Below are 22,393 nucleotides of genomic sequence, written 5' to 3'. Positions count from 1 at the left end.
TCATGGTGTGGGCGTTTTGATTAAGCGTTAGAAACTAAATCATGCCAGAAATGGGCGCCCACCCCCACCTTTTCGCTTGCGCTGCCAAGCAATTTTCATCCGTTCCGCTAGTTTTGCAAGAGGCTCATATGATCTTGGTTGACGTTTGGCTTTCCCCTTGAATTGAGACTCCCGATGGCAAAGACAACGCACGCGTTATCCGGTATGCTCCCTTCGGAAGGTATAATACACCCCCCTTATACTCGGTTTTTATCTTGTCAATCCCTTTTTGCAGAGCAGCGGTATCATCTGTCGCACCATCACCTGTCGCCCCATAATTTAACGCGTTATGGTGACTCCAAATAATTTCTGTGGCCCAATATACTCCCAGCCCCAACGGATCATATCCAGCTGTACGTGTCGAGAATCCTTGGGGGCCGCGGTAGGAATACCATGTTACCCCTCCGTTGACGCTGATTTGTAAGGTGTAAGGTTGATTTGGGCATGCCGGAACAGTGAAGTCCACGGCATACGGATTCACTGCTGTCACAGTTGCAGTATATTCGTCGAGTCCATTCACTAATCGAACCAACGTAGATGAGGTCCCGCCGTATTCGGCCCCGTCAAGATTTCGCCCGACGATTTTCACGGATTGTTCAGCCCATGGATTGTTGTTGTAAATCCATTGCAAAAGAGGGGCGTTGACATAGAATTCGCTGCTCCAGCCGACACTGTTACGTGCGTCCATCTTATAGATGCCAGGCGATTGCGATAGAGGCACTGTACATGTCACATAGTGTCCGAGCGGGTCGGGATATACGATCGGACATAGAGTATCTGTTCCTTTGAAGCGAATTTCCGTTTTGGGTTCAAAGTATTCACCGTAAACGGTAAGAAGCTCGCCAGGCTTTACCGCCTCCGAGGTGCGATAAATAATAGGTACAGAACTCGGGGCTGCTTTGGCTGCAGGCATTACCATACATGGCGCCAGCACTGCACATAACAGATTTAATATCGCAAACCTTCCTTTTTTCAACATAAATTCATTCCTCTCATTGATTTTATTTGTATCCGGGCCGACTACGCCAACCCGGACGCATTGATTAAATACACCTTTATTTCTTCATTAGTCCGAAAACTTTGTTTGCCCCAGAGCGGGTCCTCGGGGCGACGTAGTGGGCCGCGCGCGTCACCTGGCCGCACGCGCACTGGATGGCAAAGCGCGTATGCCGCGTGACCTGGAGGAACAGACCCGCCTGGCCCGCGAGCTGCTCGGCTAGGTCGATGGCATCCCACGCCGTCTAGGCCTGACCTGTGTTGCGCGGCAAGCTGGGCCCACAGCCGCGGCACATGCCGGGGCGGTGCTCGTCAGCCGTGGTGCAGGCCAGCTTCTGCATCCGGCCAAAGCCCTTGGCGCCGACCTGGTTGCCGGCCTTCTTTGCAGCGGGCTTAGCGCCGACTAGCGCGCCCGGAACCGGCGTGGTCGCGGCGCAGGCGACCGAAACCGCAGCAGCGGACTTGTTGTCGCCGCCGGCATTCTTCGTCGGAGCCGTCATCGACATCGTGCCGGACGGCGCGGATGTCGCCTCCTTACCACCGTTCGGCGTGCCCCACGGTGCTGGCTTCGAACTATTGGTGGGGCGTTGATTGAGTCGATCCCGCGATTTGCGCAACTCGGCCAAGGCGCGCGCCAATAACTCGTCCCGTTGCGCCGGTGTGAGCGAACTCACCCACTCTGCGCTCATTTGGCGAAGATCATGGTCGGAAAGCGGAATTGGCTTGATTGACATGGTTACGCATTATGCAATACAACCACTTTCCGCAGTGAAATAAGCAAGCACTATTTTGCTGGGGAGGAGGTGAATGGTTACGTCGAGGCGTTAGCGGTAGCAGGGGTTTCGGGCGGTGCACCGCCCGCCTGCGAACGAGACTGCCCTTGCAAGGGCAGTTCCCAAAGCGTTAGCGGTAGCAGGGGTTTCGGGCGGTGCACCGCCCGCCTGCGAACGAGACTGCCCTTGCAAGGGCAGTTCCCAAAGCGTTAGCGGTAGCAGGGGTTTCTGGCGGTGCACCGCCAGCGCCGCTCATGCGGGACCGGCACACCAACCACCGTGAGCAAGGCGGGCCGAAATGATTGACGTATTGACATTTTGTGTCAGCCCGGGGCGTGATATCCCGTGCTCCACGGGAAAGTTTTCAGGCATTGGCCACATGCCATGATCCGGTTTCTTAACGCGACGGCAAGATGGCGGCCGCGATATGGCGGCTCCTTCGCTTGCACCTTCATACCCCTTAAAACCGAGGAGTGCGAGGTCAATCTGAAGTGCGTGAGGGCGCCGGGCGAAGCCTGCGCCTGAGTCATCCGGCCACTTCGATGTGCTACAGGGCCCAGCGGCAGGTGCCGAAGCGTTTATCCGTTCCACCAATGATAGAACACAGCAATGAGCCAATACAATCTCAACGAAGCGAGCTTCGACCGACCCGCCCCCCAGCTTGAAAGACCGCACGGTCAATCAATTCATCATCAACGACAACGGTCCGAGCGATTTCTCGTTCGTCATCTCGCGCGCCGGGGACTTCGCCGAAACCACGATGGATGCCTTCGCCGGTCACCTTGCCGCTGAGCTGCGCAAGGCGTTGCCGAAATTCGAACTGCTCGACAAGCGCGGGTTGGTTATCGACGGCTCGCCAGCGCACGTAGGAAGCCGGGCAACTGTTGTTGCGCCGCTTTGAGGTGCAACTGGACAGGCCCACCGATGCCGAAGCGCGCAAACACGGATCCACTGCACGGGTTCTGAAGGAGGGGCGGATCGTATGAGGACCTTGAAAGGGGGGCGCTTAGTGCAGCACGGTCTTTTCCGGCTGCACCAGGATAAAAGGATGGACGACCGAGGTCCATAACATGGCGTCGCTGTCGGTCCAGGCTTGCGCCTGCGCATCCGACACCTTGCCGACCTTGCCGTCGCCCATCCAGCGGGCGATGCTGTCCTTGTCGTCGTGCGAAATGCGCACGGCGACGTCGACCAGGTCGAGATCGGCACTGACGAACACCACATTGCCTTGGGCAAAGTGGCGCAGCAGTTCGGACCAGGGCATGCGCGCGGTGTCGAGGTTGATCTTGGCGCGCAGTTCGGTGTCGTTTTCAGGCTTGGTATTCATACAGTTACTCAATAGTTCAGGTGGGGATGATGGTTCAGATGATGTCGATGACGGGGGTAGGCGAGCCGGACCAGGTGAGGCGGTAAACCTGTCCCTTGCGTACATTGCCAACCAGCGCTGGGCGGAAACATGCGAGGCAGGTGCCCTCGGGACGCCGCACGCTGGGGTAGATCACGCCCATCGAACCGCTGTCGAGCAGTTGCGTGGCCAGGTCCTGGGAGTCGATGTAGCTGCCCGGATCGAGATATTTTGTGAATGCATCGACGCCGCGGATGTCGTGGAAGGTGCTGGTAAAGTCGGCGATCAGCGCCTGATACGTCACGCTGTCATCGAAGCGGCCGATTTCCTGGTATTCCACGGTCTTGTGGAAAGTGATTTCAGCAAGGGCGGTTTCGGCCTCGAAGGCGCAATACCACGCGCCGCGCTCGCCATCGTTGAAACGGCTGCCTTCCGGACGCGGATAGGTGTACGCCGCGTTGATGATGCGGAAATTCGGCACGCCGAAGACCAGTTCATCGACACCGATGCCGGGCAGGCTGCCATATTCGCCGCGCAGGCGTTCATTGGTGGCGTTGTCGATGTCGAACAGGTCGCGCAAGACGGCGCGATCCTCGGCCAGTGGGCTGAGCACGGAATCTTCCACATCGGCAAAACGCGACGGGATCAGGCGGCAGGTATCGAACTGCCGCAAATTGGTAAGTTTGGGAATGACCGTCAAGTCAGAGGCCTCCGCGGCGTGCGTCGAGCAGCTTGCGCACCGTTTGCATGGACAGCAAGCCGCCCGCCAGCATTTGCGACAGCGGCGTGCGTCCGGCAAAGATGGGATTGGTATTCGGGAGGGTGACCCATTCGTCGGCCAGCTTGTCGCCGTACAGAATGTGAAGGGCTTTGTAGATGCCGAGCAGATAGGAAATGCGGGTGATGCGGTCGACTTCGAGGACCCGGTCGGGGTTCTTTTTCCACTCGTAGAAGGTGGAGGATGACATGCCGCCGAGCAGTTCGCGGGCATCTTCGTCGCGCAGCTTCCAGGCCGTCATGAGGGCAAAAAAACCCTTGAGGGCGGATTTGGACAAGCGCTCCCGCTCCGTGCGCGCGTTCAGGTCGATGAGCACGGCCGGCTCGAAGCGACTCTTTGGATATGCGAAGGCAAGATTCATGATGGGCTCCGGTTATGGAGTATTTATACTCTATCTTCGTGTCGCGTGCAAGCCAATCGCCATCCAACTGTTGATGAGGCCGCGCAAAGCATGATTGGATCCCTTTCAGCTCGCTGGTTCGCGGTAGCGCGACTGCCCTGACAGGCAACACAATGGCCTCAGCACCGGGGCGGGTGCCCCACATAGTTTTTGTTCCGGATTGGCGAAGCCTCATAATATAGTCAATTCAACCATGCGTGGTAGCAAGCTGACGTGTCCAAGACTCCCCGTTATATCCCGGAAGTGCGTACTCCCCGCGCCGTCAATCACGCATTTGCCGGTGGCCGGGGTGCGGCTGGCCACGATGAACCGGATCACTGGGTCTTCGCATCGCGGGAAGCGACGGAACAAGACCGTTTGGTGATGGCCAGGGCGGCGGCCTTTATTCACGCCGTTGTTGCCCTTGCGCTGGCGAAACTTCTGACATGGTTCCTGGAACTCATCGTCGGGGAGAATAGCGTCACGCAGGCCATCTGGCTGGTCGCCGTTCCAGCGGCTGCCGTGTGGGGTTTCGTGAAGCAAAAATCGAAGCCGGGCCAGGTGTGGACATCGCGCGAATGGATCGATTTCGGGAACCGTACGTGGAATACACGCAGGCAGTGTGCCGACGGCAGCGAGCCGCTCGTATCGAGGAAGATTCCGCTCAGTGGTGTCGCGGCGGTATGCCGTGCGGAAATGTATGAAGACGAGATGGGCTACACAAGCGTGCTGAGTAGGGTGAGCGATCTGGTCCGTAATCGGCGGCCCTGGCCGTTGACGCAGGTGGAGTACTTCGACAGCGAGCAGGAGTGCCTTGCATTTACCCGCGCCATGGCGGCGCGTTGTGGAATTGCGTGCTGGCAGTTCAGGGAGGCCGAGCTTGAAGGTGGCGAGGCAATGCTGGACAAGCTGTCTTGAATGACGCGCCAGTGAGCAGAAACGGGCCGCTCGAGCGCAGCGACAATGGCGCCAGTGAGGAAGCGTGTGGCGGCGAAGCATTTCCGGACCCCAGCGAAGGCCAGCGCTGGGAACTTGAATCGAAGCAATGGACACTCAAGGAACACGCGGGCCATGCGATGCTGGGTGCCGTGATTTACGCGGTGGCGGGCGCCGTCCTGTTGCTTGTTCCCTTCGGCGGGCTATCCAAGATCATCTGGCAAAAGGATATTCTGTTTTCGCTGTACCTTGCCTGCGTTGTGGGCGTCGGTAGTTGGGCGTACGTGGTGGCACGCTTTAAAGAGGGTTCTGTGTGGGAAACGATGACGTGGCTCGATTTCGATGATCGCAGCTGGAACAAGTACATCCGCTACACCGACGCAAGCATGCCGAACCAGGAAACCAGGCTGGCATTCGCGGATCTGGCACTGATTTGCGATGACCATATTTACGGCGAAGTGCCGGACGAGGTCCATTATTACTCGGTCGCCTTGTGCCATGCATGGGATGTGAAAGAGAAGCAAAACCGGCGCGCGCCGCCAGAGCTGAGTTTGCTCAGGCGGTTTCGCAACGAGCAAGCGAGCCACGATTTTGCCGCCGCAATAGCACGGCGTACCGGCATCACATGCTGGAAACTCGACTGGAACCGGCTGAGCGACACGGGTCCGTGCTTGACCCGGCTGTCCTGAGGGCGCGCGCACCGAGGTACGGCACATGCGCTTGCCGGCCCGACGCTGCCGCGCTTGGGTGGGCCGGGATCTGCGTACCGTCGCGAGTTGCGCTGTTGATCCGCGCTGGCGATGGACCGGTGGCCTTGGGCTGGCTCGGCCGGTCCAGGCGCACAGGCGCGCTTAAGCCGGCTCGGCGTGTTCGACCAGAAGCTGCACGCGCGTGACGCCATTGTATTCGTTGGCGTCGAGGCGGAACGCGACGCGCGCGCGCTCGCCGACCGAGGCGGTGTGGCCGAACCAGATCGCATCGTAACGCTGGCCGTTGCGCTCAAGCTGGAGCTTGAGGTGGCGCTCTTTCAAAATGCGCTGGCTGACCACCCGGAACTCGTCGCAAAACACCGGCGGCGCAAATCCCTGGCCCCACACCTGGCCATCCATCAGGCCGATGAATTCGGTCGTGTAGTAAGCGTCTTCCAGCGGACCGTCGGTTTCGATGATGCGTTCGAGCTGCTGCGTGTTGAGCCAGGCGCGTCCGACTTCCTCGAACGCGGCGGAAAACGCCTCGAACGCGTCGGCGCGAATCGTCAGGCCGGCCGCCATGGCGTGGCCGCCGAATTTGTCGATCAGGCTCGGTGCGCGCTTCGATACCAGGTCGAGCGCGTCGCGCAGGTGAAAACCTGGAATCGACCGCCCCGAGCCCTTGATCCAGCCTTCCGCGCCGGGCGCAAAGGTAATCGTCGGGCGGAAGAATTTTTCTTTCAGGCGCGAGGCGACAATCCCGATCACGCCCTGATGCCAGGATTCGTCGAACACGCTGATCGTGTTGCTGTCGGCCGGCTGGTAGGCGTCGAGGTGCAGCAGGGCCGTGTCCTGCATGTCGGCCTCGATTTCGCGGCGTTTCAGGTTGATGTCGTTGAGCTGCTGGGCGATGGCCCAGGCGCGCCCGTCGTCGTCGGTGACCAGGCACTCGATCCCGAGCGACATGTCTTCCAGGCGCCCGGCGGCATTGAGGCGCGGACCGAGCGCGAAGCCCAGGTCGAACGGCGAGGCGCTACGCGCTTCGCGTCCGGCCACCCGGAACAGCGCGGCCACGCCAGCGTGCATGCGGCCGGCGCGCATGCGCTTGAGGCCTTGCGCCACCAGGATGCGGTTGTTCGAGTCGAGCCGCACCACGTCGGCCACGGTGCCCAGCGCGACCAGGTCGAGCAGGCTGTCGAGCTTGGGCTGGGTCTGGGCATCGAACACGCCGCGCTTGCGCAGTTCGGCGCGCAGGGCGAGCAGCACGTAGAACACCACGCCCACGCCAGCGAGGTGCTTGCTGGGAAAGCCGCATTCGGGCTGGTTCGGATTGACGATCACGCGCGCCTCCGGCAGCGTGTCGCCGGGGAGGTGGTGGTCGGTGACAACCACGTCGATGCCGCGCCGCTTCGCTTCCAGCACGCCGTCGATGCTGGCGATGCCGTTGTCGACGGTGATGATGATGTCCGGCGCCTTTTCGCGCGCGGTCAGTTCCACGATTTCGGGCGTGAGGCCGTAGCCGTACTCGAAGCGGTTGGGGACGATGTAGTCGACCGTGGCGCCCATGGCGCGCAGGCCGCGCAGGGCGACCGCGCAGGCGGTGGCGCCGTCGCAATCGTAGTCGGCCACGATGGTCATTTTTTTGCCGGCCTTGATGGCGTCGGCCAGGAACACGGCGGCGGCATCGATGTGCAGCAGGCCGGCGGGGGCCATCAGGCTGCCCAGTTCACTCGATAGTTCGCGTGCGTCGGTCAGGCCGCGCGCGGCGTACAGGCGCGCGAGGACGGGATGCACGCCGGTCTGGCGCAGCATTTCGGACGTACGGAAAGAGCAGGGGCGAGTGGTGATACGGGTCATGGCAGCAGTCTGTCTAAGGTCGGGCGGCGCCAGAAGGCGCGTTGCGAAAAACCGGTGGTGGTAAAGGCGCTCTGGCTGGTGCGGTGGCTCAGGAGCAGTTGCAGCTGCTTGAGGCGGCCATCCTTGAGCGCGGCCAGCGCGGGTGCGAAAGTGGACTGCTCCAGGCGGTGCATGTGCTGCAGCCAGCCTGCCCAGTCGGTGGCCATGGCCGCTTCGCTCAGGGCGTCGCAGACCAGGATCGACTCGCCGCTCATGGTGTCGACAGGGGTGACGGGCGTGGCCTGGGGATGGCCGGCCAGCGCCGTCATCCATGGCAGGGCTTCGCTGGTGGCGAGGATGGAGGTGTTCACGCTGGCGCTGGCCGGGGCGGCGCCCCATGGCCAGAAGGAGTTGATCGCCACCAGGCCGCGCGCTTCGCGTTCGGCGTTGACGGGATGCTCGAACCACAGCATCTGGACTTCATTTTGCAGCTTGCGGAATGCGCGCGACGGCGCGCCCTTGGGCATCCAGTCGGTCAGGTTCAGGCCGACGGCCGAATCGGGTGTCGATGTCTCCAGGCCGGCCCAGTCGTCGGCGCGCAGGAACCAGGTGCCGGCGTCGCCATACAGCAGCGTCATGCCGGATTCCTCGAACCAGGGCTGGGCGATGTCGAACAGGGCGCGCCCGTGCGCTTCGGACAGTTGCAGGCGGCGCATATCGGCCAACAGCAGGTGGCTGCGGGCAATCTGGGTGTGCGCCGGGTTGACGATGAACCAGGTGCCTTGCGCCTGCGCCAGGCCGTAGCCGGCCATGACGGCGCCGGCGAAGGCCGGTGTGCCGTCGGTGGCCACGGCCAGCGCGCGCGCCAGCCAGGCTTCGTGGGGCAGGGCGCGCAGGTCTTCATCGACGGGCAACTGCTGGCGCGACGCGGTGCGGCTGATGAGTGCGGCCAGGGCGGGCGCCTGCAATGCGCGGATTAAATCGGGGGCGAGCTCGGGAGGGGGCAGGGCGAACGGCAAGACAAGCGAAATTTGGGTCATCCAGCATTGTAGGACAAAACGGCAAACCCGAAAATCCTGGCGTACCATGCCACATGCATTAATATTGCCAAATCCATATTAATGGTTTAGTATTTATGCAAACATTTCTGATGAAAAGGATTGCTATGTCATTACGTACTCTGATTGCAGTGGGTTTGGCGGCAATGGCTGCCTTTGGCGCCGCCGGTGCCGCTATGGCTGACGAAGAAGACAGCGTCGGCGCCATCGCGTCCGGCAAGGACCAGATTCAGGTCAGCGGCAATGGACATCAACGCTCGTTCCCATGCGAAGGCCGCCGCGCGATCATCGAAGGCACGGACAACGTGATTACGTTCACGGGCGTGTGCTCGGCGCTGGAAGTATCGGGCTCGGGCAACTCCGTCACGATTCAACTGGCTCCGAAAGCGCCACTGACCGTGGAAGGCGTGAATAACAGCGTGCGCTGGCAATCGGCCGCTGAACCCAAGAAGAATATCTCCGGCGTGAACAACAAGGTCGTCAAGATGTCGGGCAAAGGCTAGACAGCTGTAGCGCTGCGCTCGCGCCAGCGCTACAGGGCAGGGCGCCGTGGCGCACCCACGCGCTCCGGCAAGACTGTTTCCCACAGTCGTGCCGATCTGGCCGTTCGCGCCGAACATAGCGGTGGCAGCCTCCCGCCCGCGCCGCAGCTCAGGGCGGCGGCTGCGACTGCGGCTGCACCGACAGTTCGTCAACCTCCACATCGCCGTACGTCAGCCCGATCGCCTCTTCGTACCATGTTTGCGTCAGCGCCAGATGCTCGCGTTCCTCGTTTAGTGCCTGCGTGAAGCGCTCGACCATGTCCGAGAGATCGTGCTCGTCCGCCAGCGCCACCAGGGTTTCCCAGCCGGCCTTGTCACTTAGCTCGGCGGTGACGATGGCATGCAGCGACTGTGCAATGCTGGTGCGCGGGTCGTTCAATACCTGCACCAGCCCGAGCGACTCCACCCCGACCAGATCGGCGCTTGGCGTTTGCGAGGTCGGGTCGCCCCCCAGCGATTCGATGGCATCGGCCAGCATCAGGAAATGGCGTGCTTCATCGGCGCGGATCTGCTCCAGGTCTTCGATCGTCATGCTGATGTCGCCGGCCAGCATCACCTCGCACTTGGTAATCAGGGCGTCGTACAAGCGCGTGCCGGTACGCTCGAAGGCGAGCCGCTCGCCCAGCTTGTCGAGCAGGATCTGCGGACTGTCGCCCTTGAGCATCGATACCCCCATCGTCATGGCGCCGGTGATGGTGCCCGGGAGCGGCACCGATCCCAGCGCGTCGGCGTTGGCGATGTACTCGCTGCGCAGCTCGGCCAGTGCCATTTCGTCGACGCCATCGCTGTCGGTCACGGCCGGCTCGACATCCTGCATTGCCTTGCTGTCGATGGGCGACATCTGGATGCCCGTGCGGTTCATTCCTACGTGTTCAGTCTGTATTTCGGTCTGTATATGACTCATGGCTTGTCTCCTGTTCCCAAAAGCGCTCAGGGCGCGGTGACGCCGGCGGCAGCCAGCATGCCCCTGCGAGTGAGCTCGGTCCCGGGCCGCCAGATATACCCGGCGGCGACCATGTCGCTCGGCGAGCCGTCGGCGTTGAGCATGTCGCGGTAGCTGAGCGAGAGCGGGCTTTCAAGCTCCCTGGTGACGAAGCGGGGGCCGTCGGTACGCACATCGACTTCGCTGACCAATACCTTGCGCACGAAATCACGCTGGCTGCGCAGGGCGAGCGGGGCGGCAAAGTCGCTCGTGACGATTTCAGCCGGATCGCGCCGCTCGAACTGCTTGAAGGCCTCGCACGCCATGTGGAAATGCCCCAGTTCGTAGTCGAGAAAACGCTCCCAGATCCCCCGGATGTGGTGATTGCTTTCCTGCTCGACGCAGCTGTAATAGGTGTAGCATTCGGCCGCCTCGTGCAGCAGCCATTGCGCGATCCACGATTCGCCCGGGTCGAGCATGGATTCGTAATGGGTGACGTGCTGTTCTTCGACCGAGGCGATTTCGGCATACAGCTGGCGCGCCAGCGGGTCGGAAAACAGCGGGCCGATGTTCATGTAATAGTCGTGCGTCTGGTATTCGCTCGCCACGATGGTCAGCGCGTTCACCTTGGTCTGGAAGGCGGCCGTGCTGGCGTTGTAGGGCTCGCGCAAATCGTCCGCAGGTGCGCGGTGCTGCTCGGCGGTTGGACGGCCGGGCAGGATGTCGGTGTAGCTTTGCAGGATATTGTTGGCATCCTTGCCCTCCAGCCGGTCGAGCAGCGCCGCATAGCGGTACAGGTGGTCGAAGTCTTCCAGCAGGCCGAAGCGGTAAACCTGCGCCAGGTACGGGTCTGGCTCGCTCTGCGCGATGGCCGCCGTGACTTCGATGGCCACCTGCTCGTAGGCGACCGTGGTTTCCAGCGGCGAATGATCGGCCGCGATGAGCCAGTTGACCAGGGTGGCCTGGTGTTGTTCGGTACGCCGCACCTTGGCCAGCGGCAGGCGCAGCTCGCGGTTGAAGCGCGCCGCGAGGTGGCCGAAACGCAGCGCTTCGGTCTCGAGCCCGTTGACGAGGATGACCCGGATGCGCGTGAATGCATCGTCGTCGAGCTTGCTGATCGGTTTTTGCACCAGCTCGCGCCACGTGAAGCGCTGCTGGTCGATGTCCACGCCTTTTGAATCAAAAAGACTGAATGCCATGATGTCCCTCCCGTTCTCCATTAGTGAGTTGGAGTGCGGCGCGGGCGGCAGGTTCCGCGATTTTTTGTAAAAACCACAGCGGCAACGCGTGATTCAATTGTGGCAACCCTGCCCGGGACACGCTTTGTGTGGCAAACTGCGCACTTGCAATCAATCACTGCCGGGGCACATGAGCATCATCCACAACTTACCGTACGAATGGCTGGTCGGCCTGCGCTACACGCGTGCCGGCAAGCGTAGTGGCCGCAACAGCTTTATCTCGTTTATTTCCCTCATTTCCGTCTCCGGCATCGCCCTCGGCGTGGCAGCGCTGATTGTCGTGCTGTCGGTGATGAACGGCTTCCAGAAAGAAGTCACCGACCGCATGCTGTCGGTGCTGGCCCATATCGAAGTGTTCGACCCGCGCGGCAGCATGCCCAACTGGCAGGCGGCGATGCAGGACGCGTTCAAGAACCCGGCCGTCAAGGGCGCCGCGCCGTTCGTCGAAACCCAGGGCATGCTGCTGCGCGATGGCGTGATGCGCCCGGCCGTCATTCGCGGCATCCTGCCGCTGGAAGAACACAAGGTGTCCGATGCCGCCGGCCAGGTGCGCCAGGGCAGCCTGGCGGCGCTGGTGCCGGGCCAGTTCAACATCGTCATGGGCTACGCGCTGGCGCGCTCGCTCGGCATCGGCATTGGCGACAAGGTGACCATGCTGCTGGCGCAGGCCCAGACCACGCCGGCCGGCATGCTGCCGCGCACGCGCACGTTCACGCTGGTCGGCATTTTTGAAGCCGGCCATTACGAATACGATGCCAGCTTCGCCTTCGTGCACCTGGAAGACGCGCAGAAGATGGAACGGCTCGACGCGCCATCGGGCCTGCGCCTGCGCATCGCCGATATGCACGCCGCCCCCGTGGTGGCGCAGGAACTCAAGGCCAGCATGGCGGGCGGCTTGCGCATCCGCGACTGGTCCGAGCAAAATGCCACCTGGTTCGCCGCCGTGCAGACCGAGAAAAAAATGATGTTTGTCGTGCTGACCCTGATCATCGCGGTCGCGGCCTTCAACCTGATCGCCACGCTGGTGATGACGGTGACCGAGAAGCAGGCCGACATCGCCATCCTGCGCACGCTCGGTTCGTCGCCGCGCTCGATCATGAAGATCTTCATGATCCAGGGTGCCCTGGTGGGCCTGATGGGGACCCTGGCCGGCGTCGGCCTGGGCGTGCTGGTGGCGCTGAACATCGATGTCATCGTCCCGTTTATTGAACAATTATTAGGAGTACAGTTTTTGCCCAAGGATATCTACCTGATCAGCGCCTTGCCGTCCGATTTACGCTGGCCCGACGTGGCCAAGATCGGCGGCGTGGCCGTCGTCCTGGCGTTTGTCGCCACGCTCTACCCGAGCTACACGGCGTCGCGCGTGAAACCTGCGGAGGCGCTGCGCTATGAGTGATCTGAACAAATCCGGCGACACGCCGGTCCTGGCCTGCCGGGGACTGGGCAAGACCTTCACCCAGGGCACCTATTCGGTGCCGGTGCTGACCAATGTCGACTTCAGTATCTATCGCGGCGAACGCGTGGCCATTGTCGGCGCATCCGGCTCGGGCAAATCGACCCTGCTGCACCTGCTGGGCGGCCTCGATACGCCGACCACCGGCTCGGTGACCTTGCTGGGCAAGGACTTCGCCAATTTGTCGGAAACCGCGCGCGGCGACTTGCGCAACGAGGCGCTGGGTTTCGTGTACCAGTTCCACCATTTGCTGCCGGAGTTTTCGGCGCTCGATAACGTCGCCATGCCGCTGCTGATCCGCCGTGAAAAGCGTGCGGCCGCCATCGACAAGGCGCGTGCCGTGCTCGAACGCGTGGGCCTGGCCAAGCGCGTGGTGCACGTGCCGGGCGAGCTGTCCGGCGGCGAGCGCCAGCGCGTGGCCCTGGCGCGCGCGCTGGTCACCCAGCCTGGCTGCGTGCTGGCCGACGAGCCGACCGGGAACCTCGATCACGCCACCGCGCAGCAGATTTTCGACCTGATGCTCGAACTGTCCAAAACGCTGGGCACCGCGTTCGTCATCGTCACCCACGATATCGAGCTGGCGCGCCGCTGCGACCGCGTGCTGCGCCTGACCGAACACGGACTGCAACCGGCCGAACTGTGACCATGTGGATCGACACCCACTGCCATCTGGACGCGCACGAATTCGGCACCGAATCGCTGGACGTGGCACGCCGCGCGGGCGAGGCAGGGGTGTCGATGATCGTCATTCCGGCGGTCGAGCGGGGTAATTTCGACACCGTGCGCCAGATGGCCGCCAGCGCGCCGAATGCCAGCTACGCGCTCGGCATTCATCCGATCTATGTGCCCAACGCGACGGAAGATGACTTGCTGGCCTTGCGCGCGGCGGTGGAAGGGGCGATGGCCGACCCGAATTTCGTGGCCATCGGCGAGATCGGACTCGATTTCTTCATCCCGATGCTGTGCGAACCGGCCATGCGCGAGAAGCAGGAGCATTTCTTGCGCGAGCAGTTGCGCATCGCGCGCGACATGGGCCTGCCGGTGCTGATGCACGTGCGCCGCTCGCAGGACCAGGTGCTCAAGCATGTGCGCCAGATTCGCCCGGCCGGCGGCATCGCGCACGCGTTCAACGGCAGCTTCCAGCAGGCGCAGGTCTACATCGACCTGGGATTCAAACTGGGGTTTGGCGGCGCCATGACCTTCACGCGCGCCTTGCAGATCCGGCGCCTGGCTGCCACGCTGCCGCTCGCATCGATCGTTCTCGAAACGGATGCGCCGGATATTTCACCGGCCTGGATTCACCCGGGCCGCAACAGCCCCGAGCAACTGCCCGCCATTGGCGCCGTGCTGGCGGAGCTGCGCGCCTTACCGGTCGATGAAGTGCGGGCCGCGACCTGCGCCAATGCGCTGGCCGCGCTTCCCCGCCTGCCGCTCCGGTAGCCGTTGGCGGCCGCTGCTTCAGATGCCCTGGCCGCCCGACACTTCGATGCGCTGGGCGTTGACCCAGCGGTTATTTTCCGATAGCAGGCTGGCGATCATCGGCCCAATGTCGTCCGGAAGGCCCACGCGGCCCAGCGCCGTCATGCCGGCCACGTTGCGGTTAAGCTCCGGGTTGTCGCGCACCGCGCCGCCGCCGAAATCGGTCTCGATCGCACCCGGCGCCACCGTGTTGACGGCAATGCCACGGCCCCCGAGCTCCTTTGCCATGTACACGCTGAGCCTTTCGATTGCCGCCTTCACCGCCGCGTAGGCCGCATAGCCGGGCAAGGTAATGCGCGTCAGGCCCGACGACAGGTTGACGATGCGCCCGCCGTCGGCGATCAGCGGCAGCAGCGCCTGGGTGAGGAAAAAGACGCCCTTGAAATGCACGTCGACCAGGCTGTCGAATTGCGCTTCGGTGGTCTGTTCGATCAGCGCAAACTCGCCATGGCCGGCATTATTGACAAGGTGGTCGAAGCTGTCGCGCTGCCAGGTGTCGCGCAGGGTGGTGCGCAGCTTGGCGGCGAAGGGTGCAAAGGCGTTGACGCTGCCCATGTCGAGCTGGAAGGCGACGGCTTTGCGTCCCATCGCCTCGATTTCGGCCACCACGGCGCGCGCCTCGTCCTCACGCGACTGATAGGTAATGATCACATCCTGGCCGCCACGGGCGATGCTCAAGGCGGTGTTGCGGCCCAGGCCGCGGCTGGCGCCGGTAACGATGGCAATCTTGGTCATGCTGAACTCCTGCTGTGTGGGGGAAGTTCATCTTAGGACGCGAAGGCCCGGGCCACGTAGCCGGAACCTCCCGGTTGTTTGCCTATTCCTCCAGGCCGCGCCGGCGACGCTCGGGAACCGGTTCGGAATCGGTTAGGATTGCGGCATGACCGAGACCCTGCTCAATACCGTGCGCCGCTACGTGGACGCGCACGCCAACGCCGACGGCCTGGCGCAAACGCCCATCGCCGGCCTGACAACCATCCGCGCCACCGCGCCCACCGGCTTGCTGCACGCGATCGCGCGCCCGCTGGTTTGCCTGGTACTACAGGGAAGCAAGGAGGTCGCCATGGGGAACGCGTGCGTGACCTACCATCCCGGCGACTCCTTGCTGATTACAGCGGACGTGCCGACCATCAGCCAGGTCACGCGCGCGAGCGCGCAAGCACCCTAAATCTCGCTGGTGCTGGACCTGGACCCGGCCGTGCTGTCCGAACTGACCGCGCAGATGATGGCGCTGCCGCGCACCGATGGCGCAGTGGTTGAGCCGACCGATGCCGAGGTGGCCGACGCGGCGCTGCGGCTGATGCGCCTCCTTGAACGGCCGGCGTCGGTGCCGGTCCTGCATGCCCAACTGGTGCGCGAACTGCACTATTGGCTGCTGGCGGGGCGGCACGGGGCGGCCATCCGCCGGCTCGCCGGTCCGGACGGCCATGCGCAGCGGGTGGCGCGCGCGGTCACGCTGCTGCGGGCAGAATTTGCGCAAGCGCTGCCGGTCGAACGCCTGGCCGCCAGCGCCGGAATGAGCCCATCGTCGTTCCACCACCACTTTCGCGCCGCGACCTCGCTCTCGCCGCTGCAATTCCAGAAGCACTTGCGGCTGATCGAAGCGCGCCGCCTGATGATGTCGGACGGCGTGTCGGCCAGCAGCGCGGCGTTTGCGGTCGGCTACGAGAGCGTGTCGCAGTTCACGCGCGAATATGGCCGCATGTTCGGCTTGCCGCCGATGAAGGATGCGGAAGCGATGGGGCAGCGCACGCGCGCGCCGGGGTAGGCGCGCAAGGTGCCAAGGTGGCTCGAATGTCATCATTGCATGATTGTTATTTCTGGTTGGTCGGTTGATCGACCTGGGAGCCATCCGTGAACCCTCTGATCCTGTTGAAGTGGAGTGCCTGCCTTCTGCTCTGCGTGTGCCTGGGGTTGAAGGAAGCGCCGCCTGAAAAGGAGCGCCAGACCGGAGCCTACACCGACCCCACATTGCCGCTGGCGCCAGCCCTGGTGCCCGCCATCGCAGGATTCCTGCACAAGGTGGCAAAAGACTGACGCGCGCCAAAGTATGGTGTGGCGAGCGGTGGCATGCTGGGGGTTTTGTCCACGTCACCGGGGAGCCATGCGCGCCGCCATCCTGGGATTTGCCTGTGGCGCCGCCGTGCTGCAAGTCCAGGCGGCGCTGCCGACGCCATCGACCATCGCGGCCTGCGCCGCCATCGCGGTCCTGCTTTGCTTTCTGCGCGGTGTTGCGCGCTTGGCCATGGCCGGCGCACTCGCCGGGTTCTGCTGGGCCGCGCTGGCCGCCCATCTGGCCTTGGCGCCGACGCTGGCGAAGGCCGATGAGGGCCGCGACATCACGCTCGTCGGCATCGTCGACAGCCTGCCGTACCGCTTCAGTGACGGCGTGCGCTTCAATTTCAAGGTGGAACGCGTGCTCGGCGAGCCGGTCGCGGTGCCGCCGCGCGTGTCGCTGGCGTGGTATGCCGGCTATACGGCGCAGGCGATTGGAGACGTGCAGCCCGGCGAACGCTGGCAACTGGTCGTGCGCCTGCAACGCCCGCATGGCAACGCGAACCCGCATGGCTTCGATTACGAGGCGTGGCTGCTGGAGCAGGGCGTGCGCGCCACCGGCTATGTACGGCCGGAAGGCGGCAGCAACCGGCGCCTGGACGGCTTCGTTTTCAGCTTGTCGAACGTCGTCGAACATTGCCGGGCCACGCTGCGCGAGCGTATCCTGCGCGCGCTGCCAGATAAGGAATACGCCGGCGTGATCGTCGCCCTGGTGGTCGGCGACCAGCGTTCCATCGGCCAGGCCGACTGGGACGTATTTAACCGCACCGGCATCGGTCACCTCATTTCGATCTCCGGCCTGCACATCACGATGGTGGCGGGAATGTTTGCGTCGCTTGCCTCGGCGTTGTGGCGGCACTCGTTCTTCACCCGTGCGCAACTGCCTTTGCTGCTGCCGGCGCCGAAGGTGGCCGCCCTGACTGGCGCCACGGTCGCGCTGTTGTACGTGCTGCTGGCCGGCTTCGGCGTGCCGGCGCAGCGCACCTTATATATGTTGACCGTGGTCGCCGCCGCACTCTGGTTCGGACGCCTCACGCAGGTGTCGCATGTGCTGTGCGTGGCGCTCGGCGTGGTCGTCGTGCTCGACCCGTGGGCGATCGCCGCGGCCGGCTTCTGGCTGTCGTTCGGGGCCGTGGCGGCGATCCTGTTCGCGACCAGCGGGCGCACCGTCGTCAGGCGGTCGCGCTGGCGCGGCATGCTGCTGGTGGGCGCGCATACGCAATATGTGGTCACGCTCGCGCTGGTGCCGCTGACGATGCTTCTGTTCGCGCAGGTGTCCATCATCAGCCCGCTGGCGAACGCGCTGGCGATCCCGGTTGTCAGCTTCGTCGTCACGCCGCTCGCGCTGGCGGGCAGCATGCTGCCGGCGCCGGTGTCCACCTTGCTGCTCAATGTCGCGCACTACGCCGTGCAGGCGCTGGCCTGGGTGCTCGCATGGTGCTCGGGACTGCGCTTTGCGGTGTGGAGCGCACCGGCTCCCGAGCCGTGGCTGTTCGTGTTCGCGGTCATCGGCACCTTGTGGATGCTGGCCCCGCGCGGCTGGCCGCAGCGCTGGACCGGCCTGGCCGCATGGCTGCCGCTGCTGACCGCCCAGCCCACCTCGCCGGCGCCGGGCGAGGTGAATGTGACCGCGTTCGATGTGGGGCAGGGCATGGCACTGCTGATCGAAACCGGCACCCACCGGCTGCTGTACGACACCGGGCCGGCCTACACGCCCGAGTCAAATGGTGCCAACCGGGTGATCCTGCCCTACCTCAAGGCGCGCGGCATCGGCTTTCTCGATGGCGTCGTCGTCAGCCACAGCGACATCGACCACGCAGGCGGTGGACGCACGCTGCTCGGCGCGCTCAGGGTGGGGTGGGTGTCGTCGTCGCTATGGCCCGATCATCCGATCGTCAAGGCCGCGCCACGCCACATCCGCTGCCGCGGCGGGCAGCAGTGGACGTGGGACGGGGTGCGCTTCGAGATGCTGCATCCGGCCGTGGAAAGCTATGCGGACACCAGCCTGAAACCGAACGCGCGTGGCTGCGTGCTGCGGATTACGGCCGGCGCGCATTCGATCCTGCTGGCGGCCGATATCGAGGCCGCGCAGGAGGCGAAGCTGGTCGCCGGGGCGGCGCAGCTGCTGCGTGCCGAGGTGTTGCTGGCGCCGCACCATGGCAGCGGTACCTCGTCCACGCCGGCCTTCCTGGCAGCCGTGCAGCCACGCCTGGTGCTGTTCCAGGTTGGCTATCGCAACCGCTACCGTCATCCCAAGACGGAGGTGGTGGAGCGCTACGAAAAACTCGGCATCGACCGCCTGCGCACGGATGAATCGGGGGCGATCATGCTTGACTCGGCCAGCGGCTTCGCGCCGGTAGAATATCGGATCGCGCATGCGCGTTATTGGTATGGCAAATAGGTCAGCCATCCCCGGCGAATCCGGATGGCTGACGTGGATCATTCCTGGCGGGAGCGCACGAATAGAATGTTGCCTGCTAGCAGTGTTGTCAGCGGAAGCCCGAACATGGCTTTAAACGCCGAGCTAAGGTGAGCCGAGCTGGAAAAGCCCGCTTCGTGTGCCGCTTGCGTGAGTGTCCTTGCGTCCAGCACGTGCGACATGGTTGCCTGAAGCCTGGCCCACAATCGAAAGCGACGAAACGACACACCGGTCTGCTCCTTGAACAGATGCTGGAACCGGGAAGAAGACAGACCCGCCTTCCGTGCATGTCCCGCCGCGTCCGTCTCATCGGCTGGCGACGCCAGCAACATGCCCGCTGCTTGCCGGATACGGCCATCCGAGCCGGCGGGATACAGGGATAGCAGGGCGGCTAGCAGGTCGCGCGTGGCATCCCAGCCGTCGGCGCTGCGATCCATGCCGGCCAACAAAGCGATGAGCGCATCTTCGTTGTCGAGGTCGAAGCCAACCATCCCGACCCGCCGACGGCAGCGTCCGCGTAGCGACATCAAGTCCTTGCTTAACGCATCGACATACAGGAAGGCGTATTGTTCCCCTTGCATTGCCAGCAGGTGCAATTGGTTAGGTTCAATCAGCGCGGTTCTACAGTTCAATAAGCCGAGAGCGGGGTTGGCCGGATCGAGTGCCACGCCCAGGGGCCCGTCCAGTCCGATTGCCAATACCGCTACGGCGTTTCGGTGCGCCGCGAGATGCAATGCCGGCCCCAGGTACAGCGCACGCGCGTTCCAGCTCACCAGCAAAGGACGCGACTGCTGCGGGCAGCTTGTTTTTGAAAGCGCCGCGCGCGGGCCGTCGTTAGAATCGTTCACGTCGACTACTCCACCGATCAAGGAAAATACAATGCAACGGCTTATCCCCGCCATGCTGATCATCGCCGCGCTCATTCACCTCATCCCTGTGACGGGCGTGCTTGGCGGATCGCATCTCGCCCAGCTTTACGGAGTGCGTATCGACGAGCCGAACTTGCTCATCCTGATGCAACACCGAGCCGTCATGTTCGGCGTGTTCGGTTTGCTCCTGATTGCGGCTGCGCTCATTCCGGCATATCGGCCGCTCGCCTTTGTTGCCGGGCTGGTGAGCGTAACATCGTTCCTGGTGGTTGCGTGGTCGGTAGGTAACTATAATTTGTCGCTAGGGCGCGTGATGATCGCCGATCTGGCCGCAACCGCATGCCTGCTCACGGCGCTCGCCGCCGACTATTGGCCGAGCCGTTTTTCAACGGCGTGACATCTGACCTGTCGATTTCTCTGAATTCATCGAGCAGCGGCAGCACGATATCGACGCGCAGCCCCCCGCCTTCGCGGTTGCTGGCCCTGATCGTGCCGCGATGGGCGTCGATCACGCGCTGCGCAATCGCCAGCCCCAGTCCATGGCCATCGACGTTGTTGCTGGCCGCATGCGAGCGGAAGAAGGGCTGGAAGATCGACGTCAGGTCTTGCTGCGCCACGCCCGGCCCGCGGTCGCACACCGATAAGTGCAGGCGGTCGGCGTCGGCACCGATGCCGATCTCGATCAGGCCACCTTCGCTACTGTGCTTGATGGCGTTGCGGATGACGTTCTCGATCGCGCTCCACAGCAGGTCCGGCGCGCCGCGCACGGTCATGATCGCCTGCCCGGACAGCACGATGCGGCGGCCGCACTGCTCGGCCTCGAAGCGCGCGTCGGCCACGATGTCGTCGAGCAGGTCCATGAACGAAATATCTTCGTAGCGCGGCAGCGCGGTCGACACTTCCAGGCGCGATAAGGTCAGCAGCTCGCCGACCAGCTTATCCATCCGCACGCTCTCGCGCTCGATGCGTTCGAGCGAGGCGGCGATCTTGTCGGGCTGCTGGTGCGCCAGGCCGATGGCCGCCTGCAAGCGCGCCAGCGGCGAGCGCAGTTCGTGCGAGACATCGTGCAGCAGGCGGCGCTGGCCATCCATCAGTGTGCGCAACTGGGCGCTCATGCGGTCGAAATCGCGTCCCAGGTCGTTCAACTCGTCGCCGCGCACGCCCGTGACTTCCGCAAAGCGGGGCGACAGGTCGCCGCCGGCTGCCGCCTCGAACGCGCCGCGCAAGGCCCGGATCGGGCGCGAAAAATACCACGCCAGCAGGGCTGCGAACAGCAGGCTGGCCAGCGTCGCACCGGTCATCGTAATGTAGGGCAGCAGGTGGCGGTTCGGTGGCGGTCCGCCTTGGTCGCCCGGCCCTCCAGGACGCGGGCCGGCGCCGAAACCGTCCGGCGGAACCCGGCGGCCGTCAGGCGGCCCGCTGCCCGGACCGCGCTGATCGAGCCAGCGCACGAACACCAGGAAGCGCGCTCCGTCCGGCGCGGTCAGGGTACGCACCACATTGTGGCGTGCCGGGTGCGCCAGCATGCCTTCGGCCTGGGCGCGCAATGCGGGCGTGACGGTCCGGCCCAGCATTTCGTGGCCGTTCGCGTCGATGACAAACATGCTGTGGCGCGTGCTGCCACCCACCAGTTCGCGCAGCGCCGCGCTGCCGCCGAATTTGAGCGTGGCGGCCGCGCTGTCGATCATGAATTCGGCCGATGGCGCGGTATCGATGCCGGTCGCGCGCGGCGTGTCGATGGCCGCCTGCGCGCGCGCCTGGTCGCGCAGCCAGAACACGGTGCCGATGCCGACGGTGGCCGCCAGCTGCGCCAGCAGGATCGACAAGAAGAACTTCCAGAACAGGCGGCCCATGCTAGTCGCGAATGAGCTGGTAACCGAGGCGGTACACGGTTTGCAGGCAGGAGCGGCCGTCGGCCAGGGTGCCCAGCTTGTGCCGCAGGCTGCTCAGGTGGACGTCGATATTGCGGTCGAAGCGCGCCATCGGCCGGCCCAGGCCCTGTTCCGACAGGTCGTTCTTGCTGACCGGCCGGCCCGCGTTGCGCGCCAGGACTTCGAGCAGGTTGAATTCGGTGCTGGTCAGTTCGAGCGCCGCGCCATCCCAGCTGGCGCGGCGCTGCGCCGGCTGCATCGACAGCTTGCCGACGCTGATGGTGATCCCTTCGCCATCGCCGCGCGGCGCGTTGGTGCGGCGCAGGATGGCGCGGATGCGGGCGGTCAGCTCGCGCGGGGTGCAGGGCTTGGTCACGTAGTCGTCCGCGCCCAGTTCCAGCCCGAGAATGCGGTCGGTATCGTCGCCGCGGCCGGTCAGCATGAGGACCGGCAGTTGACTGTGCGCGCGGATGCGGCGCAGCGTTTCCAGGCCATTCATATGCGGCATCATCACGTCGAGCACCGCGATGGCGCTGCGTCCGGACAGCGCCTCGCGCGCGCCGGCCTCGCCGTCATGCGCGCAGCTGACGCGAAATCCTTCCTGCTCCAGATATTCGCGGAACATGCCGACCAGTTCAACGTCGTCATCGATGAGTAGCACTTGATTCATGCATCCATCATAGCAAATCGGACCACCCTGGTTGGGCGCCGGGCCG

24 protein-coding genes and 1 pseudogene are annotated in these 22,393 nt (G+C 63.8%); 12 read left to right on the top strand and 13 right to left on the bottom strand.

The genetic code is table 11. The annotated features are described in order from the left end of the window. Nucleotides 1-124: 124 nt before the first annotated feature. Together F2P44_RS25460 and F2P44_RS25455 are read right to left on the bottom strand one after the other, a co-directional pair. Nucleotides 125-1,018, bottom strand: coding sequence for a glycosyl hydrolase family 28-related protein (locus F2P44_RS25460; RefSeq protein WP_167090593.1), 894 nt, complete (start codon nt 1,016-1,018; stop codon nt 125-127). Nucleotides 1,019-1,280: 262 nt separating this feature from the next. Beyond that, complete coding sequence (locus tag F2P44_RS25455; RefSeq protein ID WP_167090591.1) at nt 1,281-1,769, bottom strand: hypothetical protein; 489 nt, start codon at nt 1,767-1,769, stop codon at nt 1,281-1,283. A 700-nt stretch (nt 1,770-2,469) separates the two neighbouring features. Between F2P44_RS25455 and F2P44_RS25450 the strand changes: the two genes are divergently transcribed. Then, the gene (locus F2P44_RS25450; protein ID WP_167090589.1) at nt 2,470-2,709 is read left to right on the top strand and encodes a DcrB-related protein; all 240 of its coding nucleotides are present in this window, start codon (nt 2,470-2,472) and stop codon (nt 2,707-2,709) included. A 105-nt stretch (nt 2,710-2,814) separates the two neighbouring features. Here F2P44_RS25450 and F2P44_RS25445 read toward each other — a convergent pair whose 3' ends face one another. From F2P44_RS25445 to F2P44_RS25435, 3 genes are read right to left on the bottom strand one after another with little or no spacing between them, the layout of a single operon-like run. Beyond that, nucleotides 2,815-3,135 (bottom strand): DUF2288 domain-containing protein, encoded by a 321-nt coding sequence (locus F2P44_RS25445; protein WP_167090587.1) that lies wholly within the window; start codon nt 3,133-3,135, stop codon nt 2,815-2,817. Nucleotides 3,136-3,169: 34 nt separating this feature from the next. Beyond that, entirely contained in the window at nt 3,170-3,853 is a 684-nt protein-coding gene (locus F2P44_RS25440) for an RES family NAD+ phosphorylase (RefSeq protein WP_167090585.1), read from the bottom strand. Between the two features lies 1 nt (nt 3,854). Next, entirely contained in the window at nt 3,855-4,292 is a 438-nt protein-coding gene (locus F2P44_RS25435; RefSeq protein WP_167090583.1) for an MbcA/ParS/Xre antitoxin family protein, read from the bottom strand. Nucleotides 4,293-4,544: 252 nt separating this feature from the next. Here F2P44_RS25435 and F2P44_RS25430 point away from each other — a divergent pair, with 252 nt between their 5' ends. Both F2P44_RS25430 and F2P44_RS25425 read left to right on the top strand, forming a co-directional pair. After that, complete coding sequence (locus tag F2P44_RS25430; protein ID WP_167090581.1) at nt 4,545-5,228, top strand: hypothetical protein; 684 nt, start codon at nt 4,545-4,547, stop codon at nt 5,226-5,228. Then, entirely contained in the window at nt 5,225-5,935 is a 711-nt protein-coding gene (locus F2P44_RS25425; protein WP_167090579.1) for a hypothetical protein, read from the top strand. Before F2P44_RS25430 ends, F2P44_RS25425 begins: the two co-directional genes overlap by 4 nt. Nucleotides 5,936-6,097: 162 nt before the next feature. On the opposite strand, the gene recJ is transcribed toward F2P44_RS25425, so the two are convergent. Together recJ and F2P44_RS25415 are read right to left on the bottom strand one after the other, a co-directional pair. Beyond that, the gene (recJ, locus tag F2P44_RS25420; RefSeq protein ID WP_167090577.1) at nt 6,098-7,792 is read right to left on the bottom strand and encodes a single-stranded-DNA-specific exonuclease RecJ; all 1,695 of its coding nucleotides are present in this window, start codon (nt 7,790-7,792) and stop codon (nt 6,098-6,100) included. Next, nucleotides 7,789-8,811 carry a hypothetical protein gene (locus tag F2P44_RS25415; protein WP_167090575.1) on the bottom strand — a complete coding sequence of 341 codons (1,023 nt, stop codon included), beginning with the start codon at nt 8,809-8,811 and terminating at the stop codon, nt 7,789-7,791. The genes recJ and F2P44_RS25415 overlap by 4 nt, the downstream gene beginning before the upstream one ends. 95 nt (nt 8,812-8,906) lie before the next feature. Here F2P44_RS25415 and F2P44_RS25410 point away from each other — a divergent pair, with 95 nt between their 5' ends. Beyond that, nucleotides 8,907-9,332: a DUF3060 domain-containing protein gene (locus tag F2P44_RS25410; RefSeq protein WP_167090573.1), complete on the top strand. Its 426-nt coding sequence runs from the start codon at nt 8,907-8,909 to the stop codon at nt 9,330-9,332. Between the two features lie 148 nt (nt 9,333-9,480). On the opposite strand, the gene F2P44_RS25405 is transcribed toward F2P44_RS25410, so the two are convergent. Both F2P44_RS25405 and F2P44_RS25400 read right to left on the bottom strand, forming a co-directional pair. Next, nucleotides 9,481-10,275: a ferritin-like domain-containing protein gene (locus F2P44_RS25405; protein ID WP_229423746.1), complete on the bottom strand. Its 795-nt coding sequence runs from the start codon at nt 10,273-10,275 to the stop codon at nt 9,481-9,483. A gap of 26 nt (nt 10,276-10,301) precedes the next feature. Beyond that, nucleotides 10,302-11,492, bottom strand: coding sequence for a hypothetical protein (locus tag F2P44_RS25400; protein ID WP_167090571.1), 1,191 nt, complete (start codon nt 11,490-11,492; stop codon nt 10,302-10,304). Between the two features lie 169 nt (nt 11,493-11,661). Between F2P44_RS25400 and F2P44_RS25395 the strand changes: the two genes are divergently transcribed. From F2P44_RS25395 to F2P44_RS25385, 3 genes are read left to right on the top strand one after another with little or no spacing between them, the layout of a single operon-like run. Beyond that, a complete protein-coding gene (locus tag F2P44_RS25395; protein WP_167090569.1) occupies nt 11,662-12,927 on the top strand; it encodes a lipoprotein-releasing ABC transporter permease subunit in 1,266 nt (421 codons plus the stop codon). Continuing rightward, nucleotides 12,920-13,627 (top strand): lipoprotein-releasing ABC transporter ATP-binding protein LolD, encoded by a 708-nt coding sequence (gene lolD, locus F2P44_RS25390; RefSeq protein ID WP_167090567.1) that lies wholly within the window; start codon nt 12,920-12,922, stop codon nt 13,625-13,627. The genes F2P44_RS25395 and lolD overlap by 8 nt, the downstream gene beginning before the upstream one ends. Before the next feature lie 2 nt (nt 13,628-13,629). Next, the gene (locus F2P44_RS25385) at nt 13,630-14,424 is read left to right on the top strand and encodes a TatD family hydrolase (RefSeq protein WP_167090565.1); all 795 of its coding nucleotides are present in this window, start codon (nt 13,630-13,632) and stop codon (nt 14,422-14,424) included. A gap of 18 nt (nt 14,425-14,442) precedes the next feature. Here the strand turns inward: F2P44_RS25385 and F2P44_RS25380 are convergent, their stop codons facing one another. Then, the gene (locus F2P44_RS25380; RefSeq protein WP_167090562.1) at nt 14,443-15,198 is read right to left on the bottom strand and encodes an SDR family oxidoreductase; all 756 of its coding nucleotides are present in this window, start codon (nt 15,196-15,198) and stop codon (nt 14,443-14,445) included. 145 nt (nt 15,199-15,343) lie between these two features. Here F2P44_RS25380 and F2P44_RS35815 point away from each other — a divergent pair. The 4 genes and pseudogenes from F2P44_RS35815 to F2P44_RS25365 all read left to right on the top strand — a co-directional run. After that, nucleotides 15,344-15,847, top strand: a pseudogene (locus F2P44_RS35815) (AraC family transcriptional regulator); the annotation flags it as partial. A 54-nt stretch (nt 15,848-15,901) separates the two neighbouring features. After that, entirely contained in the window at nt 15,902-16,231 is a 330-nt protein-coding gene (locus tag F2P44_RS36220; RefSeq protein WP_370662748.1) for a helix-turn-helix domain-containing protein, read from the top strand. A gap of 86 nt (nt 16,232-16,317) precedes the next feature. Continuing rightward, a complete protein-coding gene (locus F2P44_RS25370) occupies nt 16,318-16,500 on the top strand; it encodes a hypothetical protein (RefSeq protein WP_167090560.1) in 183 nt (60 codons plus the stop codon). Between the two features lie 67 nt (nt 16,501-16,567). Next, nucleotides 16,568-18,919 (top strand): DNA internalization-related competence protein ComEC/Rec2, encoded by a 2,352-nt coding sequence (locus tag F2P44_RS25365; RefSeq protein ID WP_167090558.1) that lies wholly within the window; start codon nt 16,568-16,570, stop codon nt 18,917-18,919. A gap of 38 nt (nt 18,920-18,957) precedes the next feature. On the opposite strand, the gene F2P44_RS36665 is transcribed toward F2P44_RS25365, so the two are convergent. Then, nucleotides 18,958-19,785: a helix-turn-helix domain-containing protein gene (locus F2P44_RS36665; RefSeq protein ID WP_167090556.1), complete on the bottom strand. Its 828-nt coding sequence runs from the start codon at nt 19,783-19,785 to the stop codon at nt 18,958-18,960. Between the two features lie 31 nt (nt 19,786-19,816). Here F2P44_RS36665 and F2P44_RS25355 point away from each other — a divergent pair, with 31 nt between their 5' ends. Further along, complete coding sequence (locus F2P44_RS25355; protein ID WP_167090554.1) at nt 19,817-20,203, top strand: phosphopantetheine adenylyltransferase; 387 nt, start codon at nt 19,817-19,819, stop codon at nt 20,201-20,203. Here the strand turns inward: F2P44_RS25355 and F2P44_RS25350 are convergent. Together F2P44_RS25350 and F2P44_RS25345 are read right to left on the bottom strand one after the other, a co-directional pair. Beyond that, nucleotides 20,154-21,659, bottom strand: a complete 1,506-nt coding sequence (locus F2P44_RS25350) for an ATP-binding protein (RefSeq protein WP_167090552.1) — start codon at nt 21,657-21,659, stop codon at nt 20,154-20,156. The two genes, F2P44_RS25355 and F2P44_RS25350, sit on opposite strands and share 50 nt — an antisense overlap. Before the next feature lies 1 nt (nt 21,660). Next, entirely contained in the window at nt 21,661-22,347 is a 687-nt protein-coding gene (locus tag F2P44_RS25345) for a response regulator transcription factor (protein WP_167090550.1), read from the bottom strand. Nucleotides 22,348-22,393: the final 46 nt, after the last annotated feature.

Source organism: Massilia frigida, assembly GCF_011682175.1.
In the GTDB taxonomy this organism is placed as follows: domain Bacteria; phylum Pseudomonadota; class Gammaproteobacteria; order Burkholderiales; family Burkholderiaceae_D; genus Telluria_A; species Telluria_A frigida.
This window is presented reverse-complemented; position numbering and strand designations above follow the sequence as displayed.

Excerpts from the sequence above, each read along its gene's own strand:
- recJ (WP_167090577.1), bottom strand. The coding sequence starts at position 7,792 with ATGACCCGTATCACCACTCGCCCCTGCTCTTTCCGTACGTCCGAAATG.
- F2P44_RS25345 (WP_167090550.1), bottom strand. The coding sequence starts at position 22,347 with ATGAATCAAGTGCTACTCATCGATGACGACGTTGAACTGGTCGGCATG.
- F2P44_RS25365 (WP_167090558.1), top strand. The coding sequence starts at position 16,568 with ATGCGCGCCGCCATCCTGGGATTTGCCTGTGGCGCCGCCGTGCTGCAA.
- F2P44_RS25460 (WP_167090593.1), bottom strand. The coding sequence starts at position 1,018 with ATGTTGAAAAAAGGAAGGTTTGCGATATTAAATCTGTTATGTGCAGTG.
- F2P44_RS25405 (WP_229423746.1), bottom strand. The coding sequence starts at position 10,275 with ATGAGTCATATACAGACCGAAATACAGACTGAACACGTAGGAATGAAC.
- F2P44_RS25435 (WP_167090583.1), bottom strand. The coding sequence starts at position 4,292 with ATGAATCTTGCCTTCGCATATCCAAAGAGTCGCTTCGAGCCGGCCGTG.
- F2P44_RS25410 (WP_167090573.1), top strand. The coding sequence starts at position 8,907 with ATGCAAACATTTCTGATGAAAAGGATTGCTATGTCATTACGTACTCTG.
- F2P44_RS25355 (WP_167090554.1), top strand. The coding sequence starts at position 19,817 with ATGCAACGGCTTATCCCCGCCATGCTGATCATCGCCGCGCTCATTCAC.
- lolD (WP_167090567.1), top strand. The coding sequence starts at position 12,920 with ATGAGTGATCTGAACAAATCCGGCGACACGCCGGTCCTGGCCTGCCGG.
- F2P44_RS25380 (WP_167090562.1), bottom strand. The coding sequence starts at position 15,198 with ATGACCAAGATTGCCATCGTTACCGGCGCCAGCCGCGGCCTGGGCCGC.
- F2P44_RS25445 (WP_167090587.1), bottom strand. The coding sequence starts at position 3,135 with ATGAATACCAAGCCTGAAAACGACACCGAACTGCGCGCCAAGATCAAC.
- F2P44_RS25400 (WP_167090571.1), bottom strand. The coding sequence starts at position 11,492 with ATGGCATTCAGTCTTTTTGATTCAAAAGGCGTGGACATCGACCAGCAG.
- F2P44_RS25455 (WP_167090591.1), bottom strand. The coding sequence starts at position 1,769 with ATGTCAATCAAGCCAATTCCGCTTTCCGACCATGATCTTCGCCAAATG.
- F2P44_RS25350 (WP_167090552.1), bottom strand. The coding sequence starts at position 21,659 with ATGGGCCGCCTGTTCTGGAAGTTCTTCTTGTCGATCCTGCTGGCGCAG.
- F2P44_RS25385 (WP_167090565.1), top strand. The coding sequence starts at position 13,630 with ATGTGGATCGACACCCACTGCCATCTGGACGCGCACGAATTCGGCACC.
- F2P44_RS25415 (WP_167090575.1), bottom strand. The coding sequence starts at position 8,811 with ATGACCCAAATTTCGCTTGTCTTGCCGTTCGCCCTGCCCCCTCCCGAG.
- F2P44_RS25395 (WP_167090569.1), top strand. The coding sequence starts at position 11,662 with ATGAGCATCATCCACAACTTACCGTACGAATGGCTGGTCGGCCTGCGC.